Here is a 15,735-nt window from a genome sequence, read left to right on the forward strand (position 1 = left end):
TTGAAAAACAACCTACAAATAATCAAACGTTTATAATGAAATTAGTAGATCCATCAGGTAAAGAAGTAACAAGTAAAGAGAATAAAGAAGCCGGTCAGCTCGAAAAGCAGCTCACTCAGAAAATTGAAAAACTTCTCGAGCCGGTTATGAACAAAATTAAACTTGCCGGAGGACAGGTTCCTCAGCAACAGCTCATGCAGCTTTCATCTGCTGCACACCAGATGCTATTCAACCGAATGGTTTACAATCTGGCCGTTAAAGTAGGTGTGGAAGACATCAGTGAGCTGGTCAGTGATGATGATGTGGATGAGTTACAGACATCACTCAACAATCAGCTGCAGTTTGTAGATCAGCCCCAGGAAGGTCAGAATCCGGGACAAGCAGATAAGGATAATAAAGAGTAGAATTATTGGTGACATAAAAGTAGAATGGCTTAGAAGGTTTCAACCAATCTAACGGGCCCATCCGAAAAGGCAGCAGAAACAAAGGAACTGCTGCCGATGTCACACAGACTTAAAATTTGGTAATCACCAACCGATTTATATCCGGGATTCCAGACGAAATGGAAATTGATATCCTGTATGGCTCTTTAAAAATGTTTTTAATTCTTTGCGATGTTAATGGCAGAACCGGTTACATTTATGATTAAGGCAATCTGCCACCAATCAAAACAACCTATTAACCGGATTTTATTATGATCTCTTTCTTTCGTCATGCTGCTGTTGCACTGGATCTCTCCGAAGCGAGCGACCTGATTGTTGAGTGCGTCTCAACTTTTCATAATCTGGGAACGAAAAAAATTACGCTTGTTACCGTCCTGCCGGTGCCTTATGAAAAAGAGGGCACAGAACTGGATACAAGTAAGGAGAAGAATCAACTTGAGGAATATCAAAAAACGCTTGAACAAGCCGGTTTTGAAGTTGATATCCGCATTCGGTCCGGACTGAATTATTACCCTCCTACCGAGATTCTGACTGCGGCAAATGAGGTAAATGCAGATTTTGTTGTGATCAGCAACCGGGGGCAAAGCAAGGTTCTTGAGCTATTGTCTGGCAGTATCTCCACAGAGTTGCTGCAGCGATCAGAACTGCCGGTTTACCTGATTAATCTTGATTTGATTGAAAATCCGGAAAAATCCGGCGGCCGATCCCTTAAACTTCCACAGCCTTGCAATGAAGCTGTAAAACATGTTCTGTATGCCACTGATTTCTCAGATAGCGCATATAGAACTTATAAAGTCCTCAGAGATATGGAGGGCGCCGGAATTGTGGATAGAATTTCGATGATCCATGTACAGGGACATCATGCTATTGCGATTAAAGACCCGGTAAGCCGCGACCGGTTAACAGAGCAAAATCGTGAACAGCTCGATCGTATCCGCAATAAACTATCGGACCGGACGAGAGAAGAAACTGAACTGATTATAACATATGGCACCCCTGCAAAAGAGATTGTTAATACAGCCAAAGAAAGAAATGCTACCATGATTATGATGGGAAGTCAGGGTGAGGGATATGTAAAAGACTTATTCCTGGGAAGTGTCAGCAGTAAAGTCACCCGGCTTAGTGATATTCCGGTCTTACTGATTCCTGCAGAACGAGTAGATGAAGAATCCTGATCTATAGTTTTTCGGTTATCGCTGGAGTTCGCCTTCACTTTATCACATGCTGTATAACTTCACACTGATGCGATTCGGATTATCCCATTTCCTATGAATTTCCAACCGCTCAAAGATATCCTTGTTGTTAGCGTAGAACAGGCCGCCTCTGCTCCGCTTGCCAGCTGCAGATTAGCAGATGCCGGCGCACGCGTGATTAAAATTGAGCGGGATACCGGTGATTTTGCCCGACAATATGATGAAGCAGTAAAAGGGCTGAGCACCTATTTCGTTTGGCTGAACCGGGGAAAAGAGTCCATAAGGCTGGATTTAAAATCAGATGAAGGGAAAGACCTTTTTCTCAGGATTGTTGACAAAGCGGATGTGTTTATTCAAAATCTTGCTCCCGGAGCAATGAATCGCCTGAAACTGAATAGCGAAAGGCTCAGGAAGCGAAATGAAACGCTGATCACCTGCGACATCAGCGGTTACGGCGAGGAGGGTGAATACTCTCAGATGAAAGCGTACGATAACCTTGTGCAGGCGGAGTCAGGGCTAATCGATGTGACAGGGAGTGGTGATACCCGTGCAAAAGTTGGGATTTCCATTGCCGATATCAGCACAGGCATGCACGCTTATTCCGCAATTCTTGAAGCGCTCATTCAACGAGGGAAAACCGGTGAGGGAGTCTCCATCAAACTTTCCATGTTCGATTCAATGGCCGACTGGATGATGGTGCCGTGGCTGCATCAGGAATACGGAGGAGCAGCTCCAGAGCGCACCGGTGTTCATCACGCCTCTATCTCACCCTATGGATCGTTCAAAACGCGCGACGAGAAAGAGATCATGATCGGCATCCAGAATGAAAGAGAGTGGAAAAGGTTTTGTAAAGAGATACTCAACGGCGCGATCGCTGAAGATGATGATCGATTCAACCGGAACTCGAAAAGAGTAAAACACAGGAAGTTATTGAACCAAATTATTCAAAAAACGTTTATCAAACAGAGTCTTGATGAACTCGTTGAAAAGCTGGATGAAGCAAAAATTGCCTATTCAAGACTCCGGACCATTCATGAGTTTTCAAAACATCCGCAGCTTCGGTTAGCGGATCTTGAAACCGAAAATGGTACCATTCGGATAGCTGACCGGCCGGCCCGGTTTAAAGGTTTTGAATCTGATTTTAAGCCCGTTCCAAAACTGGGTGAGCACGATTATAAAATAAAAAAGGAGTTTACCTGATATGGACTACAACGAATGGATCGGAAAATCGATGACCCGCCAGGATTCACTGGCACCTGAACAGCTTCGCCGGTTTGAAGCGATGCTGAATCGGCGCCCTGATAGTATTGATGAAGGTTCTGAGCTAAGTATGTGCGCGCACTGGGCTTATTTTACACCGGTTCACACGCGGTCTGATCTCACCGTGCAGGGATATCCGCGTGAAAACACATTTCTGCCGCCTCTTGAGTTATCAAGCCGTCTCTGGACCGGCGGTAAACTCACATTCAAATCGCCCCTCACAATCGGAACTCCCGCCAAACAGTACTCCACAATTGTGGCACTGGAAGAGGCTGCGAAAGAAGGCCAGAATCGTGTAAAGATGACGCTTCAGCATCAGATTAGCACCAGGGGATCTGTTGCGATACAGGAAGATCAGAAATTCATCTACAGAAACCCCTCAGAAAAAGGAGCACATCCCACCCGGAACCGGGCCATGGATTTGGATCCCGACTGGGAGAAATCAACCAAACCGGACTCCATTCTTCTCTTCCGGTTTTCAGCTCTCACATTCAACGCCCACCGTATCCATTTTGACCAGGATTATGCGCGTGATGTTGAGGGATATCCCAATGTAATGGTTCATGGACAGCTGCTTCTTTTACTGGCACTCGAAGCCTTCCGCAGTCAGTTTGACGGAAAAGTTCTGGAAGAGGTGGAATACAATATCAGCGGGCCTGTCTACCTGGGCGAACAGATTTCGATTTCAGGAAAAAGCGTGGACAATCACCGGTCGGAGCTCAGAATATGCGGACATGAAAACAATATTGCGCTCAGTGCTTCGGTAAAATGGGGTTATAAATGGTAGACGTTTCGAGATAAAAGGCAGGGCTCAAGACAACCTGGCAGAGCACTGAGCGGAGCGAAGTTCCTGCCAGAGTTGGCGATTCAGGGTACCTCGGCGTTCGCCCAGACACCAATAACCTCAGCTTCTAGACCTTGAAACGCGGGTCAGCGACGCCGCGCTACATATTCCCTAAACTCTTTTAAAGATAACCCCCTCACCCGCCATTTCTTACCCTGTCGATGACTTCCATATTTCCGATGGTATCATCCAGTGAAATCAATTCCGGTTTGTCATCCAGAACGGATTCTGCAAATGAATCAGCCTGTAGCGAAAATTGATTGCACGGGGCAAACCGCTCTACTGTCTCTTCATCCCCGACAGACATTTGCAGGAGAGTCTCCTTATCAAAATCGTAGTTAAACGACCAATCGAGCTTTAACGCACCTTTGGTGCCGTAAATTTTCACGTATTGATCGTGCTGACTCTGTGTTGAACAGCTGAATACGGATGTTCCGGATCCAAAATTGAGCAATCCGGAGGTCAATCTGTCTGTCCCGAACTTCGGGTCTTCTTCTGAATATGCCGATACTTCATCCGGTTCACGTCCGTAAATCATTCTGGCTACCGAAATGCAGTAACACCCGACATCCATCAGGGCTCCGCCCCCCTGCTCCGGGTTGTTCCGATAGTTATCAGGATCATCATTATAGAAAGCAAAAAATGAGTGAACCGCTTTGATATCTCCCAGCCGGCCAGACTGAACAAGTTCTATTGTACGTTTCCATCTCGGGTGATGACGATACATGAACGCCTCCATCACCTTCAGATCAGGATATTTTTCTGACTCCTCTTTCAGTTTCCGGGCATCATCTGCGTTCATCCCAATCGGCTTTTCACAGAGTACATGTTTTCCCGCCTCCAGGGCTTTAATAGCCCATTTCACATGCAAATGATTCGGCAGCGGAATGTAGACGGCAGCGATATTTTCATCCTCAAGCAGTTCCTCATATGAACCGTACGATCTCTTAATTCCCAGTTCCCGGGCAACCTCACCGGCCCTATCCGCCTTTCTGGACGCGATCGCATCAACCACACACCGCTCTGATATTTGAATTGCCGGGATCACTTTTTCACGTCCGATTTTTGCAGTGCTAAGCACGCCGAATCTGAGCTTTTTCATCGTTTTAACCGATTGAAATTCAACATTTTAATGTATTAGATGATAACGCTTTGCCTGAATATATCAAGAGATAAACAGCGATAAATTTTGACCTAATCAGACGAATAACAGATCTGATTTCTGATATCTCCTTAAAGAGATTGGCATCAGGAATGTTCCGTGTGAAGCGAAGTCATGAAAGTCGAATCGAAAATCAAAAAGCGCGGTGCTGCCCGTTTTCTTCAGGGCCAATATAAAACAACAGTAACTTCTCGTTGTATTTCGTTTGATTTACCCCTAATTTTCAATTCTGTTAAAAACGGGACGTGGCTCAGTTAGGTAGAGCGCTCGGCTGGGGGTCGAGAGGTCGCAAGTTCAAATCTTGTCGTCCCGACTTAAAAAAAGCTCATCGAATGTTCGGTGGGCTTTTCTCATTTCTCCCCCGGACGAAATGCCTTACCATATTCCGGTTCAAACTCCATTCGCGGGCCTTCAATCAAATCAATACAGTAAGGAATTGCCCCCAAAACTCCATCCAGGCACTCGGCAATCGCTTTCGGCTTGCCCGGCAGATTGATAATCAGGCTGTTGCCTCGAATGCCGGCCGTCTGACGGGACAAAATTGCGGTGGGCACGTATTGGAGGGACACCTTCCGCATCGACTCGCCGAAACCGGGTAGCATCTTTTCGCACACCGATTCTGTGGCTTCAGGGGTTACATCCCGTTTGGCCGGACCGGTTCCGCCCGTTGTACAGATCAGCGAACAGCCGGATTCATCACACATGGAGATTATCGTTTTTTCGAGCATTTCCTGTTCATCAGGGATCACTTGCTCTACCCATTCAATCTTGTTTTGCAGTCTTTCGCTCCAGTATTTCTTAATCGCAGGGCCCGAGCGGTCTTCATACTCTCCCTTGCTTGCACGGTCTGATGAAGTTATTATGCCTATTCGGATTGTGTCCATTGTAATATTTATGTGGTAATTGAAGTTAACAGATAGAACGAAACGTGCTTGAACCAAGACGTTTACATTTCAACTCATATTTTCAGTTTGATGCCTCAATATTGAAAACAACTTTCTAAACTAAAAACCAGACTCTTATGGAAACCGTTAAGATTTCAGAAAATTTCGAGGTGAAACTACCTGACAAAATCAGAAAGGCGCTTAATCTGCAACCTGGACAAAAACTGAGAATTATTACCTATCAAGACCGAATAGAATTAATACCTGACATTGACACAAAAAAAACTCAGGGTATGTTGAAAAGGATCAACACAGATTTTGAAAGAGAAAATGATCGCGTATGAATGTATTAGATTCATCCGCGTGGCTCGCCTTTTTTGCAGATGAAAAAAACGCAGAAATTTTCAGACTGATTGTCTTGGACACAAAAAAATTATTCGTACCAACTATATGTATCTACGAAGTATTTAAAGTGATTTTACGAGAAAGTGACGAATCGTCTGCTCTCTTCTTTATAAGTGTCATGCAAAAAGCGAGGATCATTAATATAGATTTTGAAATTTCTTTGAATGCAGCAAAGTTAAACAGCTCGTTAAAGTTACCAATGGCAGATTCCATGATACTCGCATCGGCAAATAAGGTGAATGCAACTTTATGGACTCAAGATTCTGACTTTAAAGAAATTGAATCCGTTAGGTATTATCCTAAAAAATAAAAGTCTTCCGATTTTTATGAACTCACCCAAATCAAATCATTTCACCCCTGACGAACTCCGCCACTACTCCCGGCAGATGGCGATGCCGCAGTTTGGTGGAGAGGGTCAAAAGAAACTGAAGCGTGCAAAAGTTGCCGTGATTGGTGCGGGCGGTCTGGGTGCGCCGGTACTTCAATATCTCTCCGCAGCCGGTGTGGGAACCATCGGCATTTTTGATTTTGATGTGATTGAAGAGAGCAATCTTCATCGTCAGGTATTGTTCAACACGGAGGATATCGGCAAATCGAAAGCAAGAGTGGCATCGAAGCGACTTGAGAAACTCAATCCGCATATCAACATTATCGCAAACCAGGTCCGCATCACCCCTGAAAATGTGATAAACCAGTTTCGGCTCTATGATCTGATCGTTGACGGAAGTGACAATTTTCAAACACGTTATATCGTGAATGATGCCGCCCTGCTTCTCGATCTTCCACTGGTGTATGGATCTATCTACCGTTTTGAAGGTCAGATTACCGTTTTTAATTATGTTGATGAAGAAAAAAAGCGCGGTCCGGATCTTCGCGATCTCTACCCCAAACCGCCCGACACCGGGTTTATCCCCGATTGCAGCACAGCCGGCGTTCTTGGAGTCTTGCCCGGCGTGATTGGATCCATCCAGGCCACGGAGGCGATCAAAATTCTTGCTGACATTGGTGATGTGCTCAGCGGAAAGCTTCTTGTGATGGATTTGCTGAATATAGATACCCAGATGATTACGTTTGCGCAACCGGCTCAAAAAAGAACCATTGATCGCCCAGCAATTGAAGAGAGACTCAAAAGTTACCGGAATGATTATGATGCTCCCCGGGGAGTATCAGCCCAAACAGTTTCAGATTGGATAAATTCATCAGAAAAAATAAACCTGGTCGATGTTCGCTCACCTGAAGAGCACGAACGATTCAACATCGGCGGGACACTCATTCCATTGGACGAAATTGAATTACGGTCTAATGAGATTAACACCGAAACCAAAACCGTAATCTACTGCAAGAGCGGTCAGCGCAGTGCAGAAGCGATCCGCAGATTAAGTGATCATAAGGAGACCGATCTGCTATACAATCTTGATGGAGGCGTCGACTCGTGGAGAGATTTGTTTAACAGGAGGGAAAGGTGAAAAGTTGGAAAACCTCCCCTTTTGGGAGGGGAAAGTGAAGTCCCGATAGCGAAGCAGATCGGGACAAGCTCGGGGTGGGCCCGGAGTGTTGATTTGGTTTTATGTACTTTCGACGATCATAAACGTCACGGACCCACCTCTGGGCAGTCGCTTTCCGTCAGCCGACGGATCGTTTTGTGCTCTGCCTCCTCCGGCGGAGGAGAGTGATTCACGACGAGACCTCCAAGGTTTTCAAAACCTTGGAGGTCTTCGGAATCACTCTATCTTCCTCAACTTCCCTTTATTCATCATTCGCAGCGCGTGCTTTAATCCCGGAAACAGCGCATGTACACTCTCTTTTGCGCCTCGCGAACTGCCGGGCAGATTGATGATGATGGTTCCTCCCCGAACACCTGCAGCGGTTCGGGAGTAGTTGGCATACGGCGTCCGGTTTCGGCCAAATTCCCGCATTGCTTCCGGAATGCCGGGTACCTCATATTCGATCAGCTTTTTTGTGATCTCTGCCACAATATCACCATGGTCCAGCCCGGTGGCTCCAATCGTAAAAAGAAGGTGATAATCGTTGCTGTCAGCAAGTTCCTTTATTTTTTTTGCGACCTCTTCCCTGCCGGACCGTATCACCACTTCCTTAGCGACTTCCACATTGAAGTGATCTAAAACGTCCTCTACGGCGCTTGTACTGTTATCCTCCCGCGTTCCATCCGCAACATTGTCTGAAATACGAACCAGGGCTGCTTTTACGGGATGATCGAATTCATCATCAAAATCACTCTTCCCGCCTGTTTTCTCCAGCAGGCGAATCGAAGAAATTTCCATCTCTTTATCCAGCGGTTTCAGCATGTCGTAAATATTCAACAACGCAGTGCTGGCCGCAGTAAGCGCCTCCATCTCTACACCCGTTCGTGCGATTGCCTCCGCTTCTGCTTTTACGTGAATGGTATCTCCATCGAGATGAAAGGTTATATCCACCCACTCCAGGGGCAGATTATGGCAGAAAATCAGCAGTTCGGATGTCTTTTTTGCCGCCTGAATTCCTGCAACACGGCTGACTTCAAGCACATCTCCTTTTTCAATTTCATCATCCACAATCTTCCGGATAACATCTTCTCGTGTTTTTATCGAACCGCCTGCGCGGGCAAATCGAAGCGTGCTGATTTTGTTGCTTACGTTGATCATACAATCTCATTTAAATTAAACTATGCGATCACAATAGGAAGTTTCGGGCTGCAACTCAACAGAATTTCTATCTTCTTATTCTTTTCGTATTCATTGATTAGATTTGGCCCATCGATCCACAATTATGCTAAAAAAAGTTCCGTTCATTACCGGTTTTACCTTGTTTGCCATACTGCTTATCTGGCTTATCTGGCAAACCGTCTATCCGGATATTCCACGGGGCGGCCCTCTCCATATTTCCGGGCAACTCCTGGTTTTATCCGGACTTCTTACCGTCTCAATGTGGCTCTATCTCCGTTCAAGGCCAAAGACTCCTCTGCAAATGTCTCACCGGACAGAGTTCCAGGTCTGGGCATGGCTGATTTTAATCCTGATCCTCATCCAGGTATTCTGGGGCGGAATTACTTCCGGCCTCCACGGCGGACATGTCTATAATACGTTCCCGAAGATGAATCAAAACTGGATTCCGCCTGAGATTTTGATCATGGAACCGGTCAGGCTCAATTTTATTGAAAACGCAGCTACCGCACAGTGGATGCACAGAGTATTTGGAACGGTCTTGGGAGTGTTGATTGTCATCACCTGGGTTCGCTCATTTGTTGCTGAAACTCCATTCACCACTAAAAAATGGCTGCTGGCGATATTTGCACTTTTCCTGGTGCAGTACGCCCTCGGTGTGTTTGCATTAATCTATCACGTTCCCCCGTTAATGGGATTATCACACCTCTTGCTGTCGTTCCTGCTCATCGCGGTCTCAACGCGCCTGCTTTATCACGTCCAATCAAAACGATCGTAGTGAATCTCTCTGATTTTTAGAATCTGGTACATACGCACATTATAAAACGTCTCACCATCCGTCTTCAGGTGAGTTTGAACACGGATGATGTGACGCACAGGACATTAGCTTTCAAGCTCAATTTCGAGCTCAATCTTTGCTGCTGCCAGAACTTTCGATACCGGGCACCCTTCCTTGGCACCGTTCGCTATTTCCATAAATTCATCCTCATCGATTCCCGGCACGTTCGCTTTGGAAATCAACCGGATGGTTGTGATTTCAGGACCGTCATCTTTCATCTCCAAAACAACTTCTGCTTTGGTGTGAACCGATTTCGGATCGTGTCCGGCACTGGCCAGTTCGTTCGACAGCGCCATAGAAAAACAGCCTGCATGGGCTGCTCCTATCAGCTCTTCCGGATTTGTTTTGCTGCCGGTTTCAAATCTAGAGGCGGAATCATAATCTGTCTTAAATGCTCCGCTCTCAACTTTTATCGTTCCCTTTCCATTTTTTAAATCTCCTTTCCATTCGGCTTCTGCAGATCGTGTTGGCATAATATTTATTTGGTTTTATTGATGTTCGTAATTCATTTACCTCAATGCATTTATACGCATTTCCGTTCGTCGTGTCAATCAAACCACTCACTTTATTTTTATAAAAAATTTAAACTGATATGTTTGATCTTTATTATACGCGCGTCCACTCACAATATAAATTTCTGCATGTCAAAACTGCTAACAGTTCTACTCGTTTTTTTAATGATTACGCCAACTCTTGCCGCGCAGGATCTGGTTCACTGGCAGGATCTTCTTGATGCGGAAACCACACGATCTTTCGAACGGATTCAGGTTGGGACCGACTCTCTGCAATTTGCCGATCTCTGGCTGCCGGATGGCGAAGGGCCTCACCCGGTTGTAATCTTGATTCACGGCGGATGCTGGCAAAGTATCTACCCTGGTGTCGCTCTCACAAATCCGATGGCGGACGCACTTGCCCGAGATGGATTTGCGGTTTGGAATGTGGAATACAGACGGCTGGGAGACGATGGCGGTGCCTACCCCGGAACGTTTCTTGATGTGGCACAGTCAGCAGACTTTTTGCGGGAAATTGCCGAAATAAACCATTTAAACCTCGATCTCGTCATTGCTTCCGGCCACTCTGCGGGAGGACATCTCGCCACCTGGCTTGCTTCACGAAAAAATATCAGTCCCGAAAGTCCGCTTTATAAATCCAATCCGCTGCAAATTCATCAATCCATATCCCTTGCCGGAATCAACAACCTTGAAGAGTACGCCCGCTATGGATCAGCGCCATGCGGCGAAAAAACCGTTGAGAAATTAGTGGATTATCTGAACCGTGAATCCCCTTTTCTAGATACATCTCCAGCTGAACTTTTACCTTTCTCAGCATCCCATGTTGAAATATCTGCAGCTTTTGATTCACCTGTTCCGCCTTTTTTCGGACGCAATTTCGTCCGGCAGGTTCAAAACTCCGGCGGCAATGCATCATTAATTCTTCAACCCGAAGCCGGACACTACGAGATGACCGCACCCTGGACCCACGAATGGAACCAGGTTTTAGACCTCTTCAGACAATCAATAATTCCAATCCCTGAATAAAAAAATTTCACCCCTGTCCCCTGTCCCCTGTCCCCTGTCCCCTGTCCCCTGTCCCCTGTCCCCTGAAAAAATCTTTACAAAATTCACCTTTTATATCAGACGATCAGTCCTTAAATTTCCGAAACTTTAAAAACGACAAACGGGTGAACCACCAATCAGACGTTTTCACATACCAGAATTTCTTATCCAGATCCGACACGGTTTCCGTAGTCGGATTTTTTTTGGCCTCGCAAACCCGTTATTTAAATCCACATCCTATCCGTATTTATGAGTCCCGACACTAAAAAACCTTGTATCCTTGCTCTGTCAGATGGCACCGTTGTTCGCGGTAAAGCGATCGGAAAAATCGGCACAACCGGCGGTGAACTTTGCTTTAACACCAGTATGACCGGTTACCAGGAAATTTTTACAGACCCAAGCTATTATGGCCAGCTTATGATGATGACCTATCCCCACATCGGGAATTACGGCACCATGAGCCGCGATGATGAAGCCAACCGGGTAATGATTGCCGGACTGATTGTCCGGTCTTTTTCTGATGATTTCAGCAATCCCATTGCCGACGGAAGCCTGCAGGAGTACCTTGAACGTAATAATGTAGTTGGAATCACCGGGGTTGATACCCGGCGTCTTGTCCGCCATATTCGCACCGAAGGTGTGATGAACGCCGTCATCAGCAGTGAAACTACCGATGAAGATGAGCTGGTGAAACAAGCAAAAGAGTGGGACTCCATGATGGGCCTGGAACTTGCCACAAAAGTCACACGGAAAGAAGCGCAAACCATCCCATCCGACGGGCCTTATAAACTTGCTGTTTTTGATTACGGAGTGAAAAAGAGCATTCTCGATAATTTCGTTAAACGAGGATGCACGCTTCGGGTATTTCCCGCAGAAGCTGAGCTCGACGAGGTTAAATCCTGGGGTGCCGACGGTTATTTTTTCAGCAACGGCCCGGGCGATCCTAACGCTTCAGCAGATTACGCACTACCGATTATTGAATATGCTAAATCAACCGGCAAGCCGCTCTTCGGCATCTGCCTGGGACATCAGCTGATCGCAATGTCGGAAGGAATAGAAGTGAAGAAAATGTTTGTAGGTCATCGCGGGGCAAATCAGCCAGTCAAAAATATTGAAACCGGCCTCGTAGAAATATCCACCCAAAATCACGGGTTTGCAGTAGATGAAGATAAAATGGACGAATCAGTAGCAGATATCAGCCACATCAACCTTAATGATCAAACAATTGAAGGGTTAAAGTTCAAAAACTTCCCCGGAATGTCCGTTCAATATCACCCCGAAGCCTCCCCCGGCCCGCACGATTCACAATATCTGTTTGATCAGTTTCTGGAGATGGTGAAGGAAGGCGCAGGTGACAAGGTCCAAGGTTAAGGGCGCCGACTAATAAAAAATCTCAGACATACTCAACACTCCTCCTCACGCGAAATTCTTGCGGGGAGATTTACTCAACATTCAAAACTAACAACTCAATAGATGCCACGTCGCGAAGATATCAGTAAAATTCTCATTATCGGGTCCGGTCCAATCGTAATTGGCCAGGCCTGTGAATTTGATTACTCAGGAACCCAGGCATGCCGTTCATTAAAAGAAGAAGGGTATGAAGTGGTTTTGATTAATTCGAATCCCGCCACCATCATGACCGACCCGATGATGGCAGACTCAATTTACCTGAAGCCGCTCACTACCGAATCGATCAAAGAAATTGTTGAGATCGAGAAACCCGATGCCGTTCTGCCCACAATGGGCGGCCAGACGGCGCTGAACCTTGCCGGTGATCTGCAGAAGGAGAACTTCTGGGTGAATAACGGCATCAAAATCATCGGGGTGAACATGGACGCGGTGGAGATTACCGAAGATCGCCAGCAGTTCAAAGACCTGATGGATTCCATCGGTATTGACCAGTGCAGAAGCCGCGCGGCAAACTCACTGCTTGATGCTAAAGAGATTGTGGAAGAGCTTGGCGGCCTGCCTATTGTGATCCGCCCTTCGTTCACTCTCGGAGGGTCAGGCGGCGGCATCGTCTGGAATGAGGATGAATTTGAGCGAAAAATCCTGCGGGGACTTGAACTGAGCCCGGTTCACCAGGTGCTTATCGAGGAGAGTATCTTTGGATGGAAAGAGTTTGAACTGGAACTTCTGCGTGATAAAAATGATAACGTGGTGATCATCTGTTCGATCGAAAATCTCGATCCGATGGGTGTTCATACAGGCGATTCAGTTACTGTGGCACCCACCCAGACTCTAACGGACAAGCAGTATCAAAAAATGCGGGACGCTGCCATCAAGATGATGCGGTCAATTGGTGATTTTGCCGGAGGCTGTAATGTGCAGTTTGCGATGGAGCCCGGCAGTGACCGCCTGGTTGCCATTGAAATCAACCCGCGAGTAAGCCGCTCATCAGCACTTGCATCCAAAGCAACGGGTTACCCGATTGCAAAAATTGCCACAAAACTCGCGGTTGGCTACTCGCTTGATGAACTCCCCAACCCGATCACACAAGTTTCATCGGCCTGTTTTGAGCCGTCAATCGATTATGTGGTCGTGAAAATCCCGCGGTTTAATTTTGATAAGTTCTCTGCCGTTGATGAAGAACTGACCACGCAAATGAAAGCTGTGGGTGAAGTGATGTCTATTGGACGAAACTTTCCCGAAGCGCTGAATAAAGCGTGGCAATCGCTCGAAGTTGGCCGATCTGGCCTGGGTGCTGATGGATATGCAAACCCCGACCGAAAAGAGATTCGCCAGCGGCTGATGAAACCGTATTGGGATCGCACCATGCAAATCAGGAACGCTTTTAAGATGGGTGCCTCTGTTGAAGAGATTGCAGATATCACAAAAGTAGACCCCTGGTTTCTGCAGCAAATCCGGCACATGGTTACGCTCGAAAACCGCGCTGAAGGAGAAACTCTTGACAGCATCTCCCGTGAGTTGCTTTATGAAATAAAACAGGCCGGTTTTTCCGATGTGCAGATCGCCTGGCTGCTGAGTAAAAGCGGCAAAAAGTTTACAGAGGGTGATGTCCGCAAAAAACGTCATGAGCTGAATATGAAACCCGTATTTAAGCTTGTTGATACCTGTGCTGCTGAATTCCCGGCAAAAACACCTTATTACTACTCCAGTTACGAGTTTGAAAATGAGAGTGAAGTATCCGACCGCAAAAAAGTGATGATTCTTGGAAGCGGCCCGAACCGGATTGGTCAGGGCATTGAGTTTGATTACTCCTGCGTTCATGCCGTCTTTGCCGCCCAGGAGATGGGGTATGAAGCGATCATGGTAAACTGCAATCCCGAAACGGTATCTACCGATTTTGATGTAGCAGATAAACTCTATTTCGAACCTGTTTTCTGGGAACGCGTGCTCGACATTTATGAGCACGAAAAACCGGAGGGTGTGATTCTGCAGGTGGGCGGACAAACCGCACTCAAACTTGGTAAAAAGTTTGTTGAAGCTGGAATCAAAATCTTCGGTACAGAGTTCGAAAAAATTGATTTTGCAGAAGATCGCGGCGAATTCTCTCAGTTTCTCAAACGGCTCGATATCACCTTTCCGGAATACGGCACCGCACGAAATGTGGAAGACGCGCTGAAAATTGCTGATCGGATCAAATATCCTGTCCTGATCCGACCCAGTTATGTGCTTGGTGGACAGGGTATGCGAATTGCCGTGAAAGAAGAAGAGCTTAAAAAATATGTTACAAACATCCTCAAAACCCACCCGGAAAACGATTTCCTGATCGACAAATATCTGGATAAAGCGGTTGAGGTGGATGTAGATTCCGTTTTTGATGGCGAAGAACTTCATATAGCGGGTATTATGCAGCATATCGAACCGGCAGGAGTTCACTCCGGGGATTCAACAGCTGTGCTACCGCCCTACTCCCTCAGCGAGGAAGTCATTCGCACAATTGAAAGCCACCAGTACCGTATCGCAAAAGAGATGGGAATTCTCGGCTTTTTAAACGTACAATATGCCGTGAAAAATGAACAGGTCTATGTACTCGAAGCCAACCCCCGTACCACGCGTACCATTCCTTTCCTGGCAAAAGCCACACAGCGGCCCGAAGCGAAAATTGGTGTTAAAGTGATGCTTGGAGCAAAGCTGAGTGAATTTGACCTGGTATCAAAACTGGAGCACTGGGCGATTAAAGAGCCGGTATTCCCGTTTGATAAATTTCCGGAAGTAAAAAAGGAGCTCGGTCCCGAAATGAAGTCTACAGGCGAAAGCATCTACTTTATGAAAGATTTCAACGACGAGCGATTCAAGAAACCGTATGAGTTTAAGAATCTGTACCTAAGCAAGTAGGTCAAGTCAATTTTGATTTGTCAGGTGAAGGAAATAGCCTCATCCGCTGACTTCCCGTCATCGGATGAGTGGTAGGGCTACATGTTACTCTGTCATTTTATGCGATGAAGAATGTAAAGGTCAGACAAATCACCGGATGAAGCGAATTCATCCGGTGAAGATTTACACCAAGCATATTCGCCCCTACA

The 15,735-nt window shown here is 46.3% G+C and carries 15 protein-coding genes and 1 tRNA gene; 12 read left to right on the top strand and 4 right to left on the bottom strand.

The window, feature by feature from the left end; genetic code table 11:
* Positions 1 to 35: 35 nt before the first annotated feature.
* From DYD21_RS02545 to DYD21_RS02560, 4 genes are all read left to right on the top strand, one after another.
* Positions 36 to 404, top strand: coding sequence for a hypothetical protein (locus tag DYD21_RS02545; protein WP_116031798.1), 369 nt, complete (start codon positions 36 to 38; stop codon positions 402 to 404).
* Between the two features lie 290 nt (positions 405 to 694).
* On the top strand, positions 695 to 1,618 hold the full coding sequence (locus tag DYD21_RS02550; protein ID WP_116031802.1) for a universal stress protein: 924 nt from the start codon (positions 695 to 697) through the stop codon (positions 1,616 to 1,618).
* A gap of 93 nt (positions 1,619 to 1,711) precedes the next feature.
* Entirely contained in the window at positions 1,712 to 2,836 is a 1,125-nt protein-coding gene (locus tag DYD21_RS02555) for a CaiB/BaiF CoA-transferase family protein (RefSeq protein WP_116031806.1), read from the top strand.
* Position 2,837: 1 nt separating this feature from the next.
* The gene (locus DYD21_RS02560) at positions 2,838 to 3,683 is read left to right on the top strand and encodes a hypothetical protein (RefSeq protein ID WP_116031809.1); all 846 of its coding nucleotides are present in this window, start codon (positions 2,838 to 2,840) and stop codon (positions 3,681 to 3,683) included.
* 193 nt (positions 3,684 to 3,876) lie between these two features.
* Here DYD21_RS02560 and DYD21_RS02565 read toward each other — a convergent pair whose 3' ends face one another.
* Positions 3,877 to 4,842 (bottom strand): Gfo/Idh/MocA family protein, encoded by a 966-nt coding sequence (locus DYD21_RS02565; RefSeq protein WP_116031812.1) that lies wholly within the window; start codon positions 4,840 to 4,842, stop codon positions 3,877 to 3,879.
* 299 nt (positions 4,843 to 5,141) lie between these two features.
* Between DYD21_RS02565 and DYD21_RS02570 the strand changes: the two genes are divergently transcribed.
* A tRNA-Pro gene (locus DYD21_RS02570) sits at positions 5,142 to 5,215 on the top strand.
* 37 nt (positions 5,216 to 5,252) lie between these two features.
* Here the strand turns inward: DYD21_RS02570 and mog are convergent.
* Positions 5,253 to 5,786 (bottom strand): molybdopterin adenylyltransferase, encoded by a 534-nt coding sequence (mog, locus tag DYD21_RS02575; protein WP_116031816.1) that lies wholly within the window; start codon positions 5,784 to 5,786, stop codon positions 5,253 to 5,255.
* Positions 5,787 to 5,923: 137 nt separating this feature from the next.
* On the opposite strand from mog, the gene DYD21_RS02580 reads away from it, so the two are divergent.
* From DYD21_RS02580 to DYD21_RS02590, 3 genes are read left to right on the top strand one after another with little or no spacing between them, the layout of a single operon-like run.
* Positions 5,924 to 6,130, top strand: a complete 207-nt coding sequence (locus DYD21_RS02580; protein ID WP_116031820.1) for an AbrB/MazE/SpoVT family DNA-binding domain-containing protein — start codon at positions 5,924 to 5,926, stop codon at positions 6,128 to 6,130.
* A complete protein-coding gene (locus tag DYD21_RS02585) occupies positions 6,127 to 6,501 on the top strand; it encodes a type II toxin-antitoxin system VapC family toxin (protein ID WP_116031824.1) in 375 nt (124 codons plus the stop codon). Before DYD21_RS02580 ends, DYD21_RS02585 begins: the two co-directional genes overlap by 4 nt.
* Positions 6,502 to 6,517: 16 nt before the next feature.
* Positions 6,518 to 7,657, top strand: a complete 1,140-nt coding sequence (locus DYD21_RS02590) for a ThiF family adenylyltransferase (protein ID WP_116031827.1) — start codon at positions 6,518 to 6,520, stop codon at positions 7,655 to 7,657.
* A gap of 255 nt (positions 7,658 to 7,912) precedes the next feature.
* On the opposite strand, the gene moaCB is transcribed toward DYD21_RS02590, so the two are convergent.
* A complete protein-coding gene (gene moaCB / locus DYD21_RS02595) occupies positions 7,913 to 8,833 on the bottom strand; it encodes a bifunctional molybdenum cofactor biosynthesis protein MoaC/MoaB (RefSeq protein ID WP_116031831.1) in 921 nt (306 codons plus the stop codon).
* Positions 8,834 to 8,957: 124 nt separating this feature from the next.
* Between moaCB and DYD21_RS02600 the strand changes: the two genes are divergently transcribed.
* Positions 8,958 to 9,629, top strand: a complete 672-nt coding sequence (locus tag DYD21_RS02600; RefSeq protein ID WP_116031835.1) for a COX15/CtaA family protein — start codon at positions 8,958 to 8,960, stop codon at positions 9,627 to 9,629.
* Between the two features lie 104 nt (positions 9,630 to 9,733).
* Here the strand turns inward: DYD21_RS02600 and DYD21_RS02605 are convergent, their stop codons facing one another.
* Positions 9,734 to 10,162, bottom strand: coding sequence for an OsmC family protein (locus DYD21_RS02605; RefSeq protein WP_116031838.1), 429 nt, complete (start codon positions 10,160 to 10,162; stop codon positions 9,734 to 9,736).
* Positions 10,163 to 10,330: 168 nt separating this feature from the next.
* Between DYD21_RS02605 and DYD21_RS02610 the strand changes: the two genes are divergently transcribed.
* The 3 genes from DYD21_RS02610 (at position 10,331) to carB (ending at position 15,547) form a co-directional block, all read left to right on the top strand.
* Positions 10,331 to 11,227 (top strand): alpha/beta hydrolase, encoded by an 897-nt coding sequence (locus DYD21_RS02610; protein ID WP_158551386.1) that lies wholly within the window; start codon positions 10,331 to 10,333, stop codon positions 11,225 to 11,227.
* A gap of 267 nt (positions 11,228 to 11,494) precedes the next feature.
* On the top strand, positions 11,495 to 12,616 hold the full coding sequence (gene carA / locus DYD21_RS02615) for a glutamine-hydrolyzing carbamoyl-phosphate synthase small subunit (protein WP_116031845.1): 1,122 nt from the start codon (positions 11,495 to 11,497) through the stop codon (positions 12,614 to 12,616).
* A 102-nt stretch (positions 12,617 to 12,718) separates the two neighbouring features.
* Positions 12,719 to 15,547: a carbamoyl-phosphate synthase large subunit gene (gene carB, locus DYD21_RS02620; RefSeq protein WP_116031848.1), complete on the top strand. Its 2,829-nt coding sequence runs from the start codon at positions 12,719 to 12,721 to the stop codon at positions 15,545 to 15,547.
* Positions 15,548 to 15,735 lie beyond the last annotated feature (188 nt).

This window comes from Rhodohalobacter sp. SW132 (genome assembly GCF_003390325.1).
Classification (GTDB): Bacteria; Bacteroidota; Rhodothermia; order Balneolales; family Balneolaceae; genus SW132.

Bases quoted from the DNA above. Each gene is read 5' to 3' on its own strand.
- DYD21_RS02545 (WP_116031798.1), top strand. From the start codon at position 36: ATGAAATTAGTAGATCCATCAGGTAAAGAAGTAACAAGTAAAGAGAAT.
- DYD21_RS02550 (WP_116031802.1), top strand. From the start codon at position 695: ATGATCTCTTTCTTTCGTCATGCTGCTGTTGCACTGGATCTCTCCGAA.
- DYD21_RS02555 (WP_116031806.1), top strand. From the start codon at position 1,712: ATGAATTTCCAACCGCTCAAAGATATCCTTGTTGTTAGCGTAGAACAG.
- DYD21_RS02560 (WP_116031809.1), top strand. From the start codon at position 2,838: ATGGACTACAACGAATGGATCGGAAAATCGATGACCCGCCAGGATTCA.
- DYD21_RS02565 (WP_116031812.1), bottom strand. From the start codon at position 4,842: ATGAAAAAGCTCAGATTCGGCGTGCTTAGCACTGCAAAAATCGGACGT.
- mog (WP_116031816.1), bottom strand. From the start codon at position 5,786: ATGGACACAATCCGAATAGGCATAATAACTTCATCAGACCGTGCAAGC.
- DYD21_RS02580 (WP_116031820.1), top strand. From the start codon at position 5,924: ATGGAAACCGTTAAGATTTCAGAAAATTTCGAGGTGAAACTACCTGAC.
- DYD21_RS02585 (WP_116031824.1), top strand. From the start codon at position 6,127: ATGAATGTATTAGATTCATCCGCGTGGCTCGCCTTTTTTGCAGATGAA.
- DYD21_RS02590 (WP_116031827.1), top strand. From the start codon at position 6,518: ATGAACTCACCCAAATCAAATCATTTCACCCCTGACGAACTCCGCCAC.
- moaCB (WP_116031831.1), bottom strand. From the start codon at position 8,833: ATGATCAACGTAAGCAACAAAATCAGCACGCTTCGATTTGCCCGCGCA.
- DYD21_RS02600 (WP_116031835.1), top strand. From the start codon at position 8,958: ATGCTAAAAAAAGTTCCGTTCATTACCGGTTTTACCTTGTTTGCCATA.
- DYD21_RS02605 (WP_116031838.1), bottom strand. From the start codon at position 10,162: ATGCCAACACGATCTGCAGAAGCCGAATGGAAAGGAGATTTAAAAAAT.
- DYD21_RS02610 (WP_158551386.1), top strand. From the start codon at position 10,331: ATGTCAAAACTGCTAACAGTTCTACTCGTTTTTTTAATGATTACGCCA.
- carA (WP_116031845.1), top strand. From the start codon at position 11,495: ATGAGTCCCGACACTAAAAAACCTTGTATCCTTGCTCTGTCAGATGGC.
- carB (WP_116031848.1), top strand. From the start codon at position 12,719: ATGCCACGTCGCGAAGATATCAGTAAAATTCTCATTATCGGGTCCGGT.